The 17,786-nt window shown below is 68.0% G+C and carries 18 protein-coding genes; 14 read left to right on the top strand and 4 right to left on the bottom strand.

Annotated elements, in window-relative coordinates:
- Positions 1 to 86: 86 nt before the first annotated feature.
- Positions 87 to 1,058, top strand: coding sequence for a hypothetical protein (locus tag MX571_RS10635; RefSeq protein WP_247416420.1), 972 nt, complete (start codon positions 87 to 89; stop codon positions 1,056 to 1,058).
- Between the two features lie 39 nt (positions 1,059 to 1,097).
- On the opposite strand, the gene MX571_RS10630 is transcribed toward MX571_RS10635, so the two are convergent.
- A complete protein-coding gene (locus MX571_RS10630; protein ID WP_247416418.1) occupies positions 1,098 to 1,520 on the bottom strand; it encodes an SCP2 sterol-binding domain-containing protein in 423 nt (140 codons plus the stop codon).
- Positions 1,521 to 1,601: 81 nt separating this feature from the next.
- Entirely contained in the window at positions 1,602 to 2,480 is an 879-nt protein-coding gene (locus tag MX571_RS10625) for a homoserine kinase (RefSeq protein WP_247416413.1), read from the bottom strand.
- Between the two features lie 151 nt (positions 2,481 to 2,631).
- On the opposite strand from MX571_RS10625, the gene MX571_RS10620 reads away from it, so the two are divergent.
- The gene (locus tag MX571_RS10620) at positions 2,632 to 4,050 is read left to right on the top strand and encodes an NAD(P)/FAD-dependent oxidoreductase (RefSeq protein WP_247416412.1); all 1,419 of its coding nucleotides are present in this window, start codon (positions 2,632 to 2,634) and stop codon (positions 4,048 to 4,050) included.
- 10 nt (positions 4,051 to 4,060) lie between these two features.
- Here MX571_RS10620 and MX571_RS10615 read toward each other — a convergent pair whose 3' ends face one another.
- Positions 4,061 to 4,663 (bottom strand): DUF6149 family protein, encoded by a 603-nt coding sequence (locus MX571_RS10615; protein ID WP_247416407.1) that lies wholly within the window; start codon positions 4,661 to 4,663, stop codon positions 4,061 to 4,063.
- 138 nt (positions 4,664 to 4,801) lie between these two features.
- On the opposite strand from MX571_RS10615, the gene MX571_RS10610 reads away from it, so the two are divergent.
- The 11 genes from MX571_RS10610 to MX571_RS10560 all read left to right on the top strand — a co-directional run bounded on the left by MX571_RS10610 (position 4,802) and on the right by MX571_RS10560 (position 16,556).
- A complete protein-coding gene (locus MX571_RS10610) occupies positions 4,802 to 6,064 on the top strand; it encodes an NAD(P)/FAD-dependent oxidoreductase (RefSeq protein ID WP_247416400.1) in 1,263 nt (420 codons plus the stop codon).
- 254 nt (positions 6,065 to 6,318) lie between these two features.
- Positions 6,319 to 7,707, top strand: a complete 1,389-nt coding sequence (locus MX571_RS10605; RefSeq protein ID WP_247416397.1) for an FAD-binding oxidoreductase — start codon at positions 6,319 to 6,321, stop codon at positions 7,705 to 7,707.
- A 242-nt stretch (positions 7,708 to 7,949) separates the two neighbouring features.
- A complete protein-coding gene (locus MX571_RS10600) occupies positions 7,950 to 8,363 on the top strand; it encodes a DUF7124 domain-containing protein (protein ID WP_247416394.1) in 414 nt (137 codons plus the stop codon).
- Between the two features lie 53 nt (positions 8,364 to 8,416).
- Positions 8,417 to 9,238, top strand: a complete 822-nt coding sequence (locus MX571_RS10595) for a DUF7847 domain-containing protein (protein WP_247416392.1) — start codon at positions 8,417 to 8,419, stop codon at positions 9,236 to 9,238.
- A gap of 44 nt (positions 9,239 to 9,282) precedes the next feature.
- Positions 9,283 to 9,729, top strand: coding sequence for a hypothetical protein (locus MX571_RS10590; RefSeq protein ID WP_247416390.1), 447 nt, complete (start codon positions 9,283 to 9,285; stop codon positions 9,727 to 9,729).
- Positions 9,730 to 9,765: 36 nt separating this feature from the next.
- Entirely contained in the window at positions 9,766 to 10,296 is a 531-nt protein-coding gene (locus MX571_RS10585) for a DUF5815 family protein (RefSeq protein ID WP_247416387.1), read from the top strand.
- Between the two features lie 152 nt (positions 10,297 to 10,448).
- A complete protein-coding gene (locus MX571_RS10580; protein ID WP_247416385.1) occupies positions 10,449 to 12,170 on the top strand; it encodes an ABC transporter substrate-binding protein in 1,722 nt (573 codons plus the stop codon).
- Positions 12,171 to 12,192: 22 nt separating this feature from the next.
- A complete protein-coding gene (locus MX571_RS10575) occupies positions 12,193 to 13,176 on the top strand; it encodes an ABC transporter permease (protein WP_247416383.1) in 984 nt (327 codons plus the stop codon).
- Entirely contained in the window at positions 13,176 to 14,195 is a 1,020-nt protein-coding gene (locus tag MX571_RS10570; RefSeq protein WP_247416380.1) for an ABC transporter permease, read from the top strand. Before MX571_RS10575 ends, MX571_RS10570 begins: the two co-directional genes overlap by 1 nt.
- Complete coding sequence (locus tag MX571_RS22695) at positions 14,192 to 15,460, top strand: ABC transporter ATP-binding protein (protein ID WP_247416378.1); 1,269 nt, start codon at positions 14,192 to 14,194, stop codon at positions 15,458 to 15,460. Before MX571_RS10570 ends, MX571_RS22695 begins: the two co-directional genes overlap by 4 nt.
- Positions 15,453 to 16,556: an ABC transporter ATP-binding protein gene (locus tag MX571_RS10560; protein ID WP_247416375.1), complete on the top strand. Its 1,104-nt coding sequence runs from the start codon at positions 15,453 to 15,455 to the stop codon at positions 16,554 to 16,556. Before MX571_RS22695 ends, MX571_RS10560 begins: the two co-directional genes overlap by 8 nt.
- A 29-nt stretch (positions 16,557 to 16,585) precedes the next feature.
- On the opposite strand, the gene MX571_RS10555 is transcribed toward MX571_RS10560, so the two are convergent.
- On the bottom strand, positions 16,586 to 16,990 hold the full coding sequence (locus MX571_RS10555; protein WP_247416372.1) for a VOC family protein: 405 nt from the start codon (positions 16,988 to 16,990) through the stop codon (positions 16,586 to 16,588).
- 105 nt (positions 16,991 to 17,095) lie between these two features.
- On the opposite strand from MX571_RS10555, the gene MX571_RS10550 reads away from it, so the two are divergent.
- Positions 17,096 to 17,650 (top strand): DUF7529 family protein, encoded by a 555-nt coding sequence (locus MX571_RS10550; RefSeq protein ID WP_247416370.1) that lies wholly within the window; start codon positions 17,096 to 17,098, stop codon positions 17,648 to 17,650.
- Positions 17,651 to 17,786 lie beyond the last annotated feature (136 nt).

The following is a 17,786-nucleotide window of genomic DNA, read 5'->3' as shown; positions in this document are numbered from 1 at the left end:
ATTCGGTGAAAGTCTGGATATCGGCGTTAAGGGCCGCCAAGTTAAGCGTCTCGACAATGTCTAGCCGCGGTAACCCGCCTTCGATCATGGAAACAGACGACATCACCTTCGTCGCCGTCGTAGCACTCGGCGTCCTCCTACTCGTGGTCCCGCTCGCGTACTTCGGGTTCAGCCTCCTCGGCGGCATCGTCGACATCAACGACCAGTCCGCCGGCCCGTCGAACGCGACGAACGGGACGGAGCTGCCGACCGTCGGCCCCATCGACGACTCGACGACGAACGGAGCGGGGACGGCCACCCAGACCGACGGAGCGACGGACGCACCGGCGACCGACGCCGGCGACGACGGTCAGGAGACGCCGGAGCCGACCGACGAACCGGTGAACACGCCGGAGCCGACGGCGAACCCCACCAGCGAACCGACCGAGGAACCGGACCCGGTCGACGACCCTGACCAGGACCAGGGCGACGACCCGGACCCGACGGAAGAGCCGACGCCGGAGCCGACCGAAGAACCGACCGACACGCCCGAACCGACGACGAGCGAGCCGACGACCGAACCGACCGACACGCCCACGGACACACCAGAGCCGACGCCGGAACCCACGCCCGAGCCGACACCGGAACCTACGCCCGAGCCAACCGAAGCACCGACGCCTGAGCCGACGAGTACACCGGAGCCCACGCCCGAGCCGACCCAGAATCCACTCCCGACGACGGCCGCACCGAGCACCACGACGTCGACGGACGCACCGATGCAGACAGAGACGCAGGAGCCGTCGACGATGCAACCGACCGATACACCCGAGCCGACGACGGCGGAGCCGACCCCGACGGCGTCGACCACACAGGAACCGGTGGCGACGTCCGAGCCGATTACGACGGCCAGCGCCGAGTCGATGACGACGACCGAACCGACCGAGAGCACGCCGGAGCCCACGACCGCCCAACCGACAGCGACGACGTCAGAGCCGGCCGACACGACGACGTCAGAACCAACCGACACGACGACCGAACCGACCAGTTCGGGCACCGAAGCGGGGACGACGAGCGCCTGAGGACGCCGCCCCGACCGGAGCGGCTCGACTCCGCGAAAATCAGTACCTGTAGTCACTGTCGACTGCGGACGCCAGGTCGACGAGTCGAGCGGCCGCGTCGCTGAACTGCAGGACGCGCTGCATGTCGCCGTCGAGTTCGAACCGGCCGGTCATCAGCCCGTCGATGGCGCCGACGTCGCCCTCCGTGAGGTCGACCCAGTCGGTGTACGTCCCGCGGAAGACGAACCCGTAGTCCGCGTCGTCGAGACTGTCTATCTCGTACGTCTCGTGGGCCCTACCCCCCTCCAGCGCGACGAAGAACAGCCTGTCCTCCGGGAGTCTGTCGTCGGCGGTGAGGTGGAACACCATGTCGCCGTCGAAGTCGACACCCCACTCGGCGGCCGCCTCGGCGTACTCCTCGTCGGCGTTGACCGTCTCCCGCCACGCGGCCATCCACTCCTCGCTGGGGAACTCGTGGACCATGACCGGGAGACGGTAGCGCCCCGCATAAGCGTTCGTCCGAAGAGGGATTCCGATTCACCGTCGGGGGACCGGACCGACTGGTCAGTCGTACAGCGTCGCACCCTCGCCGACGCTCGTCTGGAACGCCGTCGCGTCCACACCGGCGTCGTCGAAGGCGTCTATCATCGCCATCGCGACGGCTCGGCGAGTTCCCGGCTCGCAGACCGCGAGCATCGTCGGCCCCGCGCCGCTGACGGTGACGCCCGTCGCGCCCGCCGCGCGGGCGGCCCCCTCGACGCCCTCCGACCCCGTGATGAGGTCCGCGCGGGCGGGCGTCACGACGGGGTCGTCCATCCCGCGGCCGACGAGGTGCGGGTCGCTCCGGCACATTCCGACGGTGAGCGTGGCGGCGTTGCCGACCGTCTCCACGAGGTCGTCCATCGACGTCGACGTGGGGACGACCTGTCGGGCGTCGCGCGTCGAGACGACGATGTCGGGGAGACAGGCGACCAGCGAGAGGTCGGGCGACACCTGCGTCACGCCGTCGTCGGCGACGACCGTGAACCCGCCGAGGAGCGCGGGTGCGACGTTGTCCGAGTGGGCCTCGCCCGAGGCGGCCGCCTCCCCCTCGGCGGCGACGGGAACGAGTTCCTCCCGAGTGTGGCCCAGCCCGTACAGTTCGTCGAGGGCGACGGCGGCGGCGGCGGCGCTCGCCGCCGAGGAGCCGAGCCCGGACGCGGGCCGGACGCCCTTGTCGATGTGGATGTGTGCGGGGGCGTCCAGTGCCTCGGCGACCGCACCGACGGTGTTCTTCTCCGGGTCCTCGGGGATGTAGCGCGCACCGGCGCCGGTGACCTCGATGGTGGTTCGGTGGGCGCGCTCCACGGAGACGATGTCCGCCGGTCTGTCGAGTGCGAGACCGAACGTGTCGAACCCGCTCCCGAGGTTCGCGCTCGTCGCCGGGGCCCGGACGGTAACCATGGCACGACAGTTCGGGAGACGCCGCAAAAAGCTAGCGACTGCCGTCCCGGTCGGCGCAACAACGCGTGACAGCGAACCGAGACGATTGGAGAGGAGCGAGGACCGCGCCCAGACCCGAAGGCACATACGCCGAAGCGGCGAACCCCGGACCATGATCGGTATCGTCGGCGGCGGTGTCGCGGGGCTCGCCGCCGCGTACCGCCTCCAGCAGGCGGGCCACGACGTGCAGGTGTTCGAGGCGGGCGACGACGTGGGCGGCCTCGCGGCGACCTACGAGACGAACGGCGACCCCGTCGAGAAGTTCTACCACCACCTCTCGAAGTCCGAGGAGACCATCGTCGAACTCGCCGAGGAACTCGGCGTCGCCGACCGTCTGGAGTGGCGTATCGGCAAGAACGCCTACTACGTCGACGGGACGGTCCACCCGATGGACAAGCCCTGGGAGATACTCGCCTTCCCGCCGCTCTCGCTGTACGACAAGTTCCGACTCGGGATGCTCACGCTCGACGTCGACGTGCGCGGGGGCGTCCCCTCGTTCGACTCCTACGAGCGACTGGAGGACTTCGAGGACGTCACCGCCCGCGAGTTCTGCATCGAGCACACGACCGAGAACGTCTACGAGTCGTTCTTCGAACCGCTGCTGGACGCGAAGTTCGGGTCGCGAAAGGAGGAGGTGAGCGCCGCGTGGCTGCTCGGGCGCATCAAGTTCCGCGGCGAACGGGACCTGCTGAAGGGCGAGTACCTCGGCTACTTCGACGGCGGCTTCCCGGTCCTCGTGGACGCCCTCGTCGACGCGGTGGGCCACGAGAACGTGACGACCGGCGCGCGCGTCGTCGACGTGGTCGGCGTGGACGGGCAGTTCGGCGAGGGCGACGGGACGGGCGACGCTGATGGCGACGATGGGCGAGACCAGGAGGCGGTCGAGGCGCTCACCGTCGAGACCGACCAGGGCGTCGCCACCCACGACGTCGACGCGGTGGTCGTCGCCGCGATGCCGAACGTCCTCGAACACCTCGTCGGCTACGAGTGCGACATCGAGTTCCAGGGGTCGGTCTGTGCGGTGGTGACGATGGACGAACCGCTGACCGACACGTACTGGCTCAACGTCGGCGACGACGCGCCGTTCGGCGCGCTCATCGACCACACGAACTTCGTGCCCGCCGAGCGCTACGGCGGCGACCACCTGCTGTACGTCGCCAGCTACGTCCAGTCGCTCGACGAGGACCTCTGGCGGATGGACGACGCCGAACTCCGCGAACACTGGCTGTCGGGCATCGAGGACCTGTTCCCCGACTTCGACCGCTCGACCGTCCGCGAGTTCCGCGTCGCGCGCAACCCCCGGACCGCGCCCGTCTACGAGTGCGGCTACCTGGACATGGTCGTCCCGTACGACCTGCGCGACGAGGTGGGCGAGGGCGTCTACTACGCCGGGATGGCCTCGCGGTCGCAGTACCCCGAGCGGTCGCTCGACGGTGGTATCGTGGCGGGGTTCGAGGTGGCAGAGCGAATCGTCGAGACGCGGGAACGGCGCGTCGAACCGGAGCCGTCCGAGCCGTCGGTGAACGACTGACCGGGGGTCCTCAGTCGTCCGCTTCGTTGGTCGCGTCGTCGTCGGAGACGCCGGGGGCGTCGGCGAGGCTGACGTCCTCGGGTTCCTCGTCGCCTCCGACGGTCATCCCGCCCGGCGTCTCGACGTAGACGTCGTCGGAGAACCCGGCGACGGCGTTCGCGTACGTCGGGTCGTCGAGGTGCTCCGGCGTCGCCGGCACGTCCGGCAGTCCGCCGGAGGGTCGGAACTCGCCCAGCGGGTCGTCGATAGTGATGCCGTGAGCAGTGAAGAACTCCTCGTAGCGGCGGTAGTGGGCCTCGAACTCGTCGGCCGGAATCTCCATCATCTCGGTCCAGCCCTTGTCGAAGAAGTCGTAGTTGGCCTGGATGTGGGTTATCTCGCGAGCCTCGGCCTCGGAGTAGTCGGCTTCCAGCGCGGCGACGTAGGCGTCCATCGTCGCGTCGAACAGCGCGTCGAGGTACGATTCGCGCTCCTCGCGGCGGGCTTCGTCGGCCTTCCCCGCGAAGATGCGCGTGTGGAGTTTCACCAGTCCGTAGTTGGCGACGGAGCGCACGCCGGGCGTCGTCAGCGCCTTCTTGGCCGCCCAGTGCCGTGGATTCTGGCGAATCTTCATGGACGCAGGTTGGGTCGGGCCGTGCTTGAATGTTGGTGACCACCGTCGAGACCCACCGACTGCGGCCGTGCGTGAGCTCGTACCACACTAATTTCGGAGATAGCAACCCACATTAGGGGTCGTATCATATCGCCGCCCATGAGCGCGTCGCACGTGATAATCGGAGACGGCATCGCGGGCAGTTCGGCCGCGGAGACCATCCGCGAAGCCGACGCCGACGCTTCCGTCACCGTAATCACCGACGAGGGGGAGGCCCTGTACAACCGCATTCTCATCAAAGAGTTCGCGAAGGGGAAGATGCCCGCCGGACCCATCTCCATCCACGACGAGGAGTGGTACGAGGACCGGGACATCGACCTCCGACTCAACACGATGGTGACCAGCGTCGACACCGACGCCCACGAGATCAACCTCCACACGGGCGAGACCATCGAGTACGACAGCCTCCTCGTCGCGACGGGTGGGACGCCGACGCAGCTGCCCGTCGACGGGAGCGACGCCGACGGCGTCCACCACTTCTGGACGTTCCAGGACGCCCGCGCCATCCAGGAACACGCCGAACGCGCCGACACCGGCGCGGTCATCGGCGCGGGCCTGCTCGGCATCGACCTCGCCGCCATCTGCGGCGCGCAGGACGTCGAGGCGAACTACCTCATGCGCGGGAACGCCTGGTGGCGCTACGCGCTCAGCGAGGAGGGTGCCGAGATAATCCACGACGCGCTCCGGGAGAACAACGTGACGCCCGTCTTCGACAGCGGCGTCGACCACTTCGACGTGAACGACGACGGCGAGGTCGTCGGGGTCGAGGACCCCAACGGCGACTACTACGACGCTGACTTCGTCGGCGTCGCCATCGGTCTCAACTACAACACCGAGTTCCTGCAGGGGAGCGGCATCGAGCGCACCGACGACGGCTCCATCGTCGTCGACGAGCAGATGCGGACCAACGTCGAGGACGTGTACGCGGCGGGCGACCTCACCTACTTCTACGACGTCATCCTCGAGGACCAGGCCCAGAACGGTGCGTGGGGCAGCGCGAAGGAGCAGGGCTCCATCGCCGGCACGAACATGACGTTCGACCAGGGCGTCGAGGTCGACGAGGCCACCTTCGAGTGGGTCTCCTCGTACTCCATCACGCACTTCGACTTCCCGTTCCTCTCGTTCGGCCACCCGACGCTGGGTGACGACGACGTCGAGAAGAAGTACAGCGACGACGAGTGGCGGCGCGTCGCCATCAAGGACGGCAAGGTGGTCGGCGGCGTCCTCATCGGTAACCTCGCCCCGCAGTCGAAGCTCAAGAAACTCGCCCGCGACCGCATCGACGTGAGCGACAAGAAAGAGCTCCTGCTCGAGGACACCATCGACCTGGAGAAGTTCGAACCGGTCGAAGCCGAGCAGTAAGCGGCCCGTCCCCTCGTTCCTCGACGCTCGACCCACCCGACTCCCGAGTCGGTGGCTCGTCGACGCGGTGGTGACCGGCCGGCAGAGAGGTGACGAGAGGCGCGAGGTACCAGCACGTTTTACGGTAACACCGGGGCCCGGAGGGAACGCGCTCCGTTGCACGAACCAGCCGCGAGGACGCCCAAACCAACCGGACACCGCCCCGAAACCATTCATAGAACTATTTGTTGCCTCAAAGACAACTGAGAACAGCCATGGCAACCCACAGCACGAGGATGGACGACGCCGTCGTCGAACTCCGCGAGGAGTTCCGCGGCACGCTCTGTCTCCCGAGCGACGAGGCGTACGACGAGACGCGCGCCGTCTACAACGGGATGATCGACAAACGGCCGGGGCTCATCGCGCGGTGTACCGACGTCGCCGACGTGGTCGCGGCGGTGCGGTTCGGCCGCGAACACGACCTCGACGTCGCGGTGCGGAGCGGCGGCCACAGCGGCCCAGGGCTGGGACTCGTGGACGACGGGCTGGTCATCGACCTCGCCGGGATGACGGGCATCCGGGTGGACCCCTACGAGCGCGTCGCGACCGTCGAGCCGGGCTGCACCTGGGGTGACGTCGACCACGCCACCCACGCCTTCGGACTGGCGACGGTCAGCGGCGTCGTCTCGACGACGGGCGTCAGCGGCCTGACGCTCGGCGGCGGGCACGGCTACCTGACACGGAAGTACGGGCTGACCATCGACAACCTGCTCGGTGCGGACGTGGTGCTGGCCGACGGCCGACTGGTCCACGCGAGCGAGGACGAACACGAGGACCTGTTCTGGGCGCTCCGCGGCGGCGGCGGTAACTTCGGGGTGGTCACCGCGTTCGAGTATCGACTCCACCCGGTCGACACCGTGGTCGCCGGACCGCTGTTCTGGCCCATCGAGTCCCTCCCGGAGACGATGCGCTGGTACCGCGAGTGGCTCCCGAACGCCCCCAGGGACGTCTACGCGTTCTTCCTCGTCGCGAGGGTGCCCGGCGACCCCTTCCCCGAGGAGATACAGGGCGAGAAGGTCTGCGGCCTCGTCTGGTGCTATCTCGGCCCCGAGGAGGACGTCGAGGAGGTGCTGCAGCCCGCCCGCGACGCCGCCGAACCGCTGTTCGAACACGTGGGGCCGATGCCGTACCCGGCGCTCCAGTCGCTGTTCGACGTCTACTACCCGCCGGGCGACCAGTGGTACTGGAAGGGCGACTACGTCAGCGAGTTGACCGACGACGCCATCGCGGTCCACGAGCGGTTCGGCGAGGTGCCGACCGGCCAGTCGACGATGCACCTCTACCCCATCGACGGGGCCGTCCACGACGTCGCTCCCGACGAGACGGCCTGGAACGCCCGCGACGCGAACTGGTCGATGGTCATCGTCGGCGTCGACCACGACCCGGCGAACGACGAGAAAATCACCGAGTGGGCGAGCGACTACTGGGAGGCGCTCCACCCGCACTCCGAGGCGGGGTCGTACGTGAACTTCATGATGGAGGAGGGGGCCGACCGCGTCAGGGCGACCTACGGCGAGAACTACGAGCGACTCCAGCGCATCAAGGCCGAGTACGACCCGGACAACTTCTTCCACGTCAACCAGAACGTCGAACCGGCGAACTGACCGGTTCGGGCGTCGTTTTTCGTGCGGTGCGGTAGGCGTTGGTCCAACGTATTGTACCGCGAGCGAACGCAGTGAGCGAGCGGGTCAAGGAACCCCCGAAGGGGGTGACGCAGGCTTTTGGTCCAGATTTTGCCAGCGAGTCAGAGGCGACCGCCGAGCGACAGCGAGGCGTGTCGCCGCTACGCGAGTGCAGCAAAAGGTGGGACCGGAAGTGGTTTTGGCGCTCCGAGGAACGCTCTCGTATGAACGGTGGCGGCTCAAGCGACATGACGCTGGCCTTCGAACTGGAGGCGCTGCAACGGCTCCGACAGCCGGACGCGGTGTTCGACGACGCGCGGACGTGGACGACGTACCTCGGCGTCGTCAGCGAGAAACCCACGTACGTCGTGACGAACTTCACGCGCAAGAACCGCATCCGGCAGGACTTCTTCTCCGGACCGCGCGGGAAGCGCGAGAGCCTGGAGAACGTCAAACGGCAGTTCGACACCGACCGGCACGTCTTCGTCGGCGTCGACGCCGACGACGAGGCGCTCGCCGACGAGGTGGACTGGGAGTTCCTCGACGTGGAGGACGCCGCCGAGGCGGCCGGGTGGGAACTCGGCGACCCGGACTCGGCGACGACGGCGGGCGGCGAGGAACGCGACGACTGGCCCTGAGCGGGTATCAGATACCCGGAACGTTTTTCCCGGAACTCGCCCCAGTGCCGGGTATGTCCCTGCAAATTGGTTCCGCGCTACGATACGGATTCGACAGGCTGTTCGAGCGGAACGGTCTCCTCCTGGTCGGACTGTTCGTCCTGGCCGGGCTGTTCGCTGCGGTCGCTGGCCAGACGCTCAGTCAGGTGCTGTTCGACTGGATCGTCCAGCAGACCTGGTACCAGGAGGCGGTCGCGGAGGTCGGTGAGGGACCACTGCTCCCCGAGAGCGCGGGTCCGTTCGCGGTCTCTGACAGTCCGCTGGTGGCTGGCGTGTTGCTCACCGCCAGCGTGTTCGTCTCGGAGGCGATTCGAGTCATCTCCGACCGGACGTTCGTCAGCGACGCGACGGAGACGCTCTATCAACCAGAGCGGAATCTCGGGCGGGCGACCCTCTTCGGGTTCGTCGCGGGGCTCATCGCCGTAGTCGCGACCGGCATCGGACTCGTCCTGCTCATCGTGCCGGGTATCTTCATCGCCTTGTGCCTCTACTTCGTCCGGCAGGAGATCGCCGTCTTCGACAAGGGACCGATAGCGGCACTCGAGGGAAGCTGGGCGCTCACCAAGGGCCATCGCCTGAACCTCCTCGGGTTGGCGGTCGTGCTGGAGATCCTCTCGATAATCGCGAACAGAGGGACGAACATCGTGTTCGGGAGTGTCTCACCGGTGGTCGCGACGGTCGTCAGCACCGTCATCGGAGCGTTCCTCGTGGCGTACGCCAGCGCCACGGTGGCGGGTGCCTACCGGCAGTTGCTCGGCATGAAGCGCCCGGACTCGGAGTTCGCGCTGTCGTCGTTCGGTGACCCGTACGGCGACATCGACGAGGAGTGGCGCTGAGACAGGGCCAACGGTTTTTCTTCCGCCCGGCGTAGCCCCGGGCGATGTCAGAGCACAACGTCGACGTCGAGGTAGAGGTCGAAGTAGAGGTCGACACCAACGAACTGGAGATCGAAGTCGGCGAGACGCGGACCGCCGAGGCGGAACTGGAACTCGACGGTGCGGAGATAGAGGTCGAACTGGAGATCGAAGTCGAGGGCGACGAGGACGACGAGCACTCGGCGAGCGACGACGAGGCAGCGACGGCCGACCACGACGCCGACAGTGACGACGCCGGCGGCGAGGACGCCGACTCCGACGCTGACGACGGCGACGCTGCTGACGAGGACGACGACTCGGCGGCCTCCGGGACCGAGGCCAGCGGGTCGACCGGGTCGATGACCGAGGAGCCACCGGGAGAGTCCGTCGAAGACGCGGCCGAACCGGCGGAGGCCGCCGGTCCCGAGTCACAGAGCGAGCAGCCCGACGACCTGGACGCCTCGGAGGAATAGCGCCGTCCTTAACCCACGCTACCACCAAGTCGGGGTATGACCGAACCGCGCGTACCCGGTGGGCGGACGCGCACGCTCTCGTTGCCCTGCGGGGAGACGGTCGGGGTCCACGACCTCGACATGGGGATGCGCGAGTACGCCTGTGCCTGCGGCGACCGGCACGCCGTCGTGATGGACATGCACCCGCTCTCCCGGTTCGTCCCCGAGGACCTCGTGAGCGTCCTCGACGAGGCCATCGACACGACGACGGGCGAACCGTTCGGAACGACCCACGCGATGGGCATCGTGCTGGAGGAGTTCCCCGAACAGGTCGTCAGCGCCGACGTCAGCGAGGACGGCAGCGTCGGCTACACCATCGTCTGGATGACGGCGTTCGACTCGCGACGGCTCCACGAGGTGGTCGTCGAACTGCTGGTGGAACTGATGGAGCACGCGGTCAGTCACGCCTCGGACGACGACGCGATGACGGCGTTCGAGCGGCAGATGCTGGAGTTCGACGTGAGCGAGTTCGTCGACCAGTACCGGGCCCAGCGGGAGTTCGAGAGCGAGCACGACCGACCGGTGTGAGCGCGGGACGGCGCCGTCTGGCGAGTTCCCGCCTCCGACCCGCGCGACGGACCGACCCGGCCCGGACCGAAGCTGACAACGGCCCGGAATCACCAGCCGAAGGCCGGATGCAGGGCAATCAATTTAATAGCCCAGGTCTGCGATGACAGTGCATGACAGGCGAGGAAGTAGACAGACGGACGTTCCTGACGCTGGCCGGGGGGGCAGCGGCGACGGCGACGCTCGCTGGCTGTGCTGGCGGCGACGGGAACGGGGACGGAACGGACGGCGACGGAACGACCAGCGGTGGCGGCGGCGGCAACACGACCACCGGCGGCGACGGACAGGGGACGGAACTCCCGGAGCCCGAGACCCGTGAGGAGTACCTCGCGCGGGCGAACCTCGTCCTCCACGAACAGGCGCCGTGGATATTCCTGAACCGACAGTACAGCGTCTACGGGAAGTCCGACCGCATCCAGTGGGAGGCCCGGCGCGACGAGCGCATCGACGCGTACGAGATCGTCCCACAGGAGGGAAGCGAGGTACGCATCACCCAGAGTCAGATGGACTCCGGGCTGGACCCGCACGACCACCGCGAGACGACGACGGACAACATCGTCCTCCAGTCGTACGAGGGCCTGCTGAGTCGGGACGCGGAGGGCAACGTCGTCCAGTCGCTGGCCGACGGGTACGAGCGTGTCGAGGACGGCACCGTCCGGTTCACCATCCGAGAGGGCGTGACGTTCCACAGCGGCGAGGAGTTGACGCCCGCGGACGTGGCGTTCTCCATCAACCGCATCGTCCAGGAGGACGTCGGCGGGCTGGCGAGTCCGCAGAGCGACCAGTTGTCCGGCGTCACCGGTGCGGAGGTCGTCGACGGCGAGCGGGCCGTCGACGTGAGCTCAGACGGCATCAACCCCATCGTCTTCTCGCTGTTCGCGACGTACTGCGACATCGTCCAGCAGCAGTGGATAGCGGACAACGACACGGCGACCATCAACTCCGACATGAACGGCACCGGGCCGTTCCAGCTGGAGAACTACGAGCAGGACGTCAGGGTCAGCTACACGCGCTACGAGGACTACTGGCGCGAGCCGGCTCCCGCCGAGTCGCTCGTCATCGCCTCCGCCGGCGAGTCGAGTACGCGGGTCAACCAGCTGCTCGGCGGCGAGGCCGACCTCGTCACCAACGTCCCGCCCCAGGACGCGGGGCGCATCGAGAACAACGGGGGCACCTCGCTGAGCGCCGTCCCGAGTACGCGCGTCATCTACAACGCGATGGTGTACAACACCGAACCGTTCGACTCCGTCGAGTTCCGACAGGCGATGAACTACGCCGTCAACCTGGACAGCATCATCGAGAACGTGCTCTCGACGTTCGCCGACCCGACCGGCCAGCCCACGCTGGAGGGGTTCACGGGCTACAACTCCGACGTCGGCCCGTACGAGTTCGACCGGGAGCGCGCCCAGCAGCTCGTCGAGGAGAGCGGCTACTCGGGGGCGAGCATCACGCTCCACACGCCGGTCGGTCGGTACCTGAAGGACCTCCAGATAGCGCAGGCGGTCACCAACCAGATCGACCAGCTCGAGAACGTCTCGGCGTCGGTCCAGCAGCGCGAGTTCGGAACGCTGGCCGAAGAACTGCTCGACGGCGACCTCTCGACGGGGCCACCGTTCTACCTCATCGGCTGGGGGAACGCGACGTTCGACGCCAGTCAGACCATCATCCCGCTGCTGACGACCGAGGGGGCGCTCACCTCCTTCAGCAACGAGGAGGTGGACGGCCTCGTCCAGCAGGCGCAGTCGATGGCCGGGTCGGAGGGCGGAAGCGGTGGCGGCGGTGGCAGTGGCGGTGGTGGCAACAGCTCGGACGGCTCCGGCACGACCAGCGAGTGATTGCGGTGGGGGCCCCTCGCTGATGTCGTTCGGACGGTTTCTCCTGAAGCGGGTACTGCAGGGTGTGGTCGTCGTCTGGGGCGTCATCACCGTCGTGTTTCTGCTGCGGTTCATCACGCCCGGCAACCCGGTCAACGTCGTCGCGCCGCTGGACGCCAGCCCCGCGTTGCGCCAGCAGATAGCGGCGGAACTCGGCCTGAACCAGCCGCTGTACGCCCAGTACCTCGACTACCTGGTCGGGCTCCTGCAGTTCGACATGGGATACTCGTACATCACGCGCCGGGAGGCGAGCGCCGTCGTGTTCGCTCGGCTGCCGGCGACCGTCGAACTCGCAGTCGCGGCGACGCTCGTCGCCGTCGTCCTGTCGATTCCGCTCGGCGTCGTCAGCGCGACCCGACGCCACCAGCCGGCGGACTACGGCGCGACGACGTTCTCGCTGCTCGGCATCAGCACGCCCAACTTCTGGCTGGGTATCATGCTGCTGCTGTGGTTCTCCGTGCAGTTCGACATCTTCCCGGTGGGCGGCCGGAGCATCGCGTTCTCGACGGCGTTCTGGATGCTGTTCGACGGGAACCTCTCGGGGATGACGCGGTGGCTGTCGCACATCGCGCTCCCGGCGATAACGCTGGGAACGTACTTCACGGCGCTCATCACGCGACTGACGCGCAGCGGGATGCTCGACGAACTCGGGAAGTCGTACGTGCGGGCGGCCCGCGCGAAGGGCATCCCGGAGACGCTCGTGCGGTACCGCCACGCGCTCCGGAACACGCTCATCCCGGTCATCACCGTCGTGGGGCTCCAGCTGGGGACGCTCATCGGCGGCGCGGTCATCACCGAGGCGGTGTTCGACTGGCCGGGGCTCGGCAACACGGTCATCAACGCCGTCTACGCGCGTGACTGGCCCATCCTGCAGGGGAGCCTCATCGTCATCGGCATCGGGTTCGTACTCGTGAACATCGTCGTGGACGCCCTCTACGCGTACCTCGACCCGCGGGTGATCGACTGATGGTCTCTCCACGAACCATCCGGAACCTGAAGCGCGAGTGGCGGAGCAACTGGCTCGCCAAGATCGGCGTCTTCCTCGTGGTCACGGTGCTGCTCGTCGCGGTGTTCGCGCCGTTCGTCGCGCCGGACAACCCGCGCACGCAGAACCTCGACGACGGGAACCTCCCGCCCATCGGGTTCAGCGAGACGAAGAACACCACCTCCTCGGAGTTCGTCAACGGGTCGGTGAAGGTCGTCAGCGAGCAACAGACCATCAACGCCACCTGGGACCACCCGATGGGGACGAACGAACTCGGGCAGGACATGTTCTCGCGCGTCGTCTACGGTGCGCGGACGTCGCTCATCGTGGGCATCTTTGGGACGCTCCTCGCCATGCTCATCGGCGTGCCCGTCGGCCTGGTCGCGGGGTACTACCGCGGTTACGTCGACGACGCGCTGATGCGCTTCGCGGACGTGATGCTGGCGTTCCCGTCGCTCGTCCTCGCCGTCGCGCTCGTGGGACTGTGGGGGCGGTTGACCAGACGGGTGTACGACCCGTTCGTCGCGGCCGGACTCGCACCGGGGATGCCGGAGACCATCACCATCCCGGTGACGGTCATCGTCGTCGTCGCGCTGGTGACGTGGGTGTGGTTCGCCCGCGTCGCCCGCGGCGAGGCCATCTCGGTGCGCGAGGAGGAGTACGTCAAGGCCGCCCGGAGCCTCGGCGCGAGCGACAGTTTCGTCATCCGCAAGCACATCCTGCCGAACAGCGTGACACCCATCCTCGTCCTCGGTGCCATCCAGATCGCGGCCATCATCCTGCTGGAGAGCGCGCTGTCGTTCCTCGGGTTCTCCGGGACGCAGCTCTCCTGGGGCTTCGACATCTCGCAGGGGCGTGACAGCCTCGCGACGTCGTGGTGGGTCGCGACCATGCCCGGCATCGCCATCGTCCTGACCGTCATCGGCATCAACCTCGTCGGGGACTGGCTCCGTGACGCACTCGACCCCGGCCTCGGCGGGGAAGGAGGGAGCGGCGCGTGAGCGACCGAGCAACGGACGGGGCGACCGGACCGACGGCCCCCGACCTCCTCCGCGTACGGGACCTCTCGACGCGCTTCTTCACCGAGGAGGGGCAGGTCAACGCCGTCGAGTCGGTGTCGTTCGACGTGCGCGACGGCGAGATTCTCGGCATCGTCGGCGAGAGCGGGTCCGGCAAGTCGGTGACGGCGCTGTCGCTCATCGACCTCGTCGAGTCGCCGGGCGAGGTGACGAGCGGCGAGGTCTGGTACCGGAACGAGTCACTCGCCGACGAGTTCGGCGACGCGGCAGACGGCGAGTTCGTCGACCTTCAGCAGTTGCCGCCCCGGGTCCGCCGGTCGCTGAGGGGGCCGTCGTTCAGCATGATCTTCCAGGACCCGATGAGCAGTTTCAACCCCTCCATCACCGTCGGCGAGCAGATCGCGGAGGCCGTCGAGGTCCAGCGGCGGGCCAGTGCGAACCCGCGGTCGACGCGGTCGCGGACGCAGGGGTACGGTCTCGGGAAGTTCCTGCTCGACGGCATCGTCCCGAACCGCGACTACACCGACCCGGAGAGCCACGAACGGGCGGTCGAACTGCTCGACCAGGTCGGTATCCCGGACCCAGAACAGCGGGCCGACGAGTACCCACACCAGTTCTCCGGGGGGATGCTCCAGCGCGCGATGATTGCGCAGGCGCTCGCCGGCGAACCGGACGTGCTCATCGCCGACGAACCGACGACGGCGCTCGACGTCACCATCCAGGCGCAGATTCTCAACCTCCTGCGCGACCTGCAGGAGGAGCGCAACATGAGCATCGTCATGATCACCCACGACCTCGGCGTCATCGCGCGGATGTGCGACCGTGTCTGCGTGATGTACGCCGGCGAGGTGGTCGAGCGGGGCACCCTCGCGGACGTGTTCGACCGGCCGACCCACCCGTACACGGAGGGGTTGCTCGGGTCGATTCCGGACCTCGACGACCCCGCGCCGCGGCTCCAGCCCATCGAGGGGAACGTCCCCTCGCTGCTGGACGAGGAGATGGGCGACCGGTGTTACTTCGCCGACCGGTGTCCGAAGGCGATGCGCGAGTGCCTCGACCACCCACCCGAGTTCGACGCCGACGGGAGCGACGAGCACCGGGCGCGCTGTGTGCTGGCCGACCACGACTACGACCCCTCGGAGGCGCTCCCGGAGGACTACTTCGAGGCCGACCAGCCGGCGGAGACCGACCGCCCCGGTACGACGGACGCGGACCGCCGGACCGAGGAGGTGCAGAACGATGACTGACGGCGGCGACCCGCTCGTCCGGGTCGAGGACCTGCGGAAGTACTACTTCGAGCAGGACTCGCTGGTCGACCGGTTGCTGGGCCGCGACCCACAGAGCGTGAAGGCGGTCGACGGGGTCTCGTTCGACATCGAACGCGGCGAGACGCTCGGCCTCGTCGGCGAGTCCGGCTGCGGGAAGTCGACGACGGGCGAGACGCTGCTGGCGCTCCGCGAGGCGACCGGCGGCCGGGTCGAGATAGACGGTCGGGACGTGTTCGGGATGGAGAGTTCCGAGCGCAAGGGGTTCCGTCGCGACGCGCAGATCGTCTTCCAAGACCCCTTCTCCAGTCTCGACCCGCGGATGACCGTCGGCGAGATCATTGCCGAACCGCTCGTCATCCACGGGATGGACGACAAGGAGGGCCGCCGCGAACGGGCGATGGAACTGCTCGAACGCGTCGGCCTGTCGGCCGGACAGGTCGACCGCTACGCCCACGAGTTCTCGGGCGGCCAGCGCCAGCGCGTCGGTATCGCCCGCGCGTTGGCGCTCGAACCGGAGTTCATCGTCCTCGACGAGCCGGTGAGCGCGCTCGACGTCTCGGTGCAGGCACAGGTGCTCAACCTGCTGGAGGACTTACAGGAGGAGTTCGGGCTGACGTACCTGTTCATCGCCCACGACCTGAGCGTGGTCCGCCACATCTGCGACCGCGTCGCCGTCATGTACCTCGGTGAAATCGTCGAGACGGGGGCCACCGAGGACATCTTCGACGACCCGCAACATCCCTACACGCAGGCGTTGCTGGAGAGCGTCCCGCGCGCGGCGACCGGCGAACACGGCCGCCGCGTCGACGCGCTGGCGGGGGACGTACCCTCGCCGCGCAACCCGCCCGCTGGCTGTCACTTCCACACGCGCTGTCCGCACGCCCGCGAGGCGTGTCGGCGCGAGGAGCCACCGGCGTACGACGCGGGCGAGCGTCACGAGGCGGCCTGCTTCAGGCTGGACGAGAACCACGCCTACTGGGAGAGCGACCCCATCATGCACGCGGCCCCCGACGACGCCGAGGGGACCGCGAGCGATGCCGACGGGCGAGCGGAGTCCGAGAGCGAGGCCGACTGATTTCGCGCCGGGCGACGACCTGTGGTGGGTCAGTCCAGGTCGAAGTCGGGGTTCCACGCCACCTCCCAGAGGTGGCCGTCCGGGTCGGCGAAGTACCCCGAGTAGCCGCCCCAGAACACCTCTTCTCCGGATTTCACGAGGTCGCCACCCGCGGCCTCGGCCTGGGCGAGGACGTCGTCGACTCCCTCACGGGTCGCCACGTTGTGCGCGATGGTGACGCCGGCGAACCCGGACCCGTCGGCGGGAACCGTCGCGTCCTCCGCGAGCAGGTCTCTGGGGTAGAGGGAGAGCCACGCGCCCGCCAGTTCGAAGAACGCGACGTTCGAGTCGGGGTCACGCTCGCGCAGCGGGAGGCCCAGCCCCTCGTCGTAGAACCGAACCGAGCGGTCGAGGTCGGAGACGCCGAGCGTGACGATACTGATGTGCGGTTCCATACGGCAGCGATATCTCGCCCGGAGATAACCGTAGCGGGCAGCGAGGAGGACGGTCAGCACGACGGTCACGACAGCTTTTCCCCGGCAGGCCGGCATTGCGATACCATGGACAGCGACGACGTCGGTGACGAGTCCTCCCGTGACCCCGACCCCGACGACGTACCGGCGATGGACGAACCGACGTCCGTGAAGGGACTCGGCGGGGTCGCGGACTACTGGGACGACATCGTCGGCGACATGGAGACGACGGCCGAGGAGTACCGCGAGCGCGGGTGGGAGACGCTCTGTCTCCACCCGGGCCAGGTGTGGCCGGACTTCGAGCGCGACGCGTTCGACGTGCTCCTCCCGGACAGCGAGTACGAGGCGCTGGTCGAGTTCGTCGACGCGGGCGACGTCAACGACTACGACGCGTTCCGTGCGGAGGTGTCGATGGTGTTCTTCCTGCTCGTCCTCCGCGACGAGCAGCGCAAGCGCGCCGTGTTGCTGCCGGGCTACTACGACTTCGGGCACGCGAAGAAACTGTACTACGGCATGGCGGAGGGACAGTCGCTGGGCATCAGCACCCGGCGCCTGCGGGAGGACGGGACCGTCGAGTTCGTGCTGGACCGGCCGGAGCAGTTCTTCCCGCAGGAGGTGCTGGAGGCGAGACTGGAGGAGTAGCGAGGCGCGAGGGAAGCGAGCGCCTCGAACTGGTGAGCGGGGAGCGTAGCGAGCCGCGAAGCAGGGAGATTCGGACTGAGTGAGCGAAGCGAACGAAGGAGAATCTCCGATACGCGAACGGCGAACGGAGTGGGCC

Source organism: Halomarina salina, from assembly GCF_023074835.1.
GTDB classification, from domain to species: Archaea; Halobacteriota; Halobacteria; order Halobacteriales; family Haloarculaceae; genus Halomarina; species Halomarina salina.
Note: the sequence above shows the minus strand (reverse complement) of the source record. Positions and strands in the feature narration are given on the sequence as shown.

Bases quoted from the DNA above. Each gene is read 5' to 3' on its own strand.
- MX571_RS10635 (WP_247416420.1), top strand. From the start codon at position 87: ATGGAAACAGACGACATCACCTTCGTCGCCGTCGTAGCACTCGGCGTC.
- MX571_RS10630 (WP_247416418.1), bottom strand. From the start codon at position 1,520: ATGGTCCACGAGTTCCCCAGCGAGGAGTGGATGGCCGCGTGGCGGGAG.
- MX571_RS10625 (WP_247416413.1), bottom strand. From the start codon at position 2,480: ATGGTTACCGTCCGGGCCCCGGCGACGAGCGCGAACCTCGGGAGCGGG.
- MX571_RS10620 (WP_247416412.1), top strand. From the start codon at position 2,632: ATGATCGGTATCGTCGGCGGCGGTGTCGCGGGGCTCGCCGCCGCGTAC.
- MX571_RS10615 (WP_247416407.1), bottom strand. From the start codon at position 4,663: ATGAAGATTCGCCAGAATCCACGGCACTGGGCGGCCAAGAAGGCGCTG.
- MX571_RS10610 (WP_247416400.1), top strand. From the start codon at position 4,802: ATGAGCGCGTCGCACGTGATAATCGGAGACGGCATCGCGGGCAGTTCG.
- MX571_RS10605 (WP_247416397.1), top strand. From the start codon at position 6,319: ATGGCAACCCACAGCACGAGGATGGACGACGCCGTCGTCGAACTCCGC.
- MX571_RS10600 (WP_247416394.1), top strand. From the start codon at position 7,950: ATGAACGGTGGCGGCTCAAGCGACATGACGCTGGCCTTCGAACTGGAG.
- MX571_RS10595 (WP_247416392.1), top strand. From the start codon at position 8,417: ATGTCCCTGCAAATTGGTTCCGCGCTACGATACGGATTCGACAGGCTG.
- MX571_RS10590 (WP_247416390.1), top strand. From the start codon at position 9,283: ATGTCAGAGCACAACGTCGACGTCGAGGTAGAGGTCGAAGTAGAGGTC.
- MX571_RS10585 (WP_247416387.1), top strand. From the start codon at position 9,766: ATGACCGAACCGCGCGTACCCGGTGGGCGGACGCGCACGCTCTCGTTG.
- MX571_RS10580 (WP_247416385.1), top strand. From the start codon at position 10,449: ATGACAGGCGAGGAAGTAGACAGACGGACGTTCCTGACGCTGGCCGGG.
- MX571_RS10575 (WP_247416383.1), top strand. From the start codon at position 12,193: ATGTCGTTCGGACGGTTTCTCCTGAAGCGGGTACTGCAGGGTGTGGTC.
- MX571_RS10570 (WP_247416380.1), top strand. From the start codon at position 13,176: ATGGTCTCTCCACGAACCATCCGGAACCTGAAGCGCGAGTGGCGGAGC.
- MX571_RS10560 (WP_247416375.1), top strand. From the start codon at position 15,453: ATGACTGACGGCGGCGACCCGCTCGTCCGGGTCGAGGACCTGCGGAAG.
- MX571_RS10555 (WP_247416372.1), bottom strand. From the start codon at position 16,990: ATGGAACCGCACATCAGTATCGTCACGCTCGGCGTCTCCGACCTCGAC.
- MX571_RS10550 (WP_247416370.1), top strand. From the start codon at position 17,096: ATGGACAGCGACGACGTCGGTGACGAGTCCTCCCGTGACCCCGACCCC.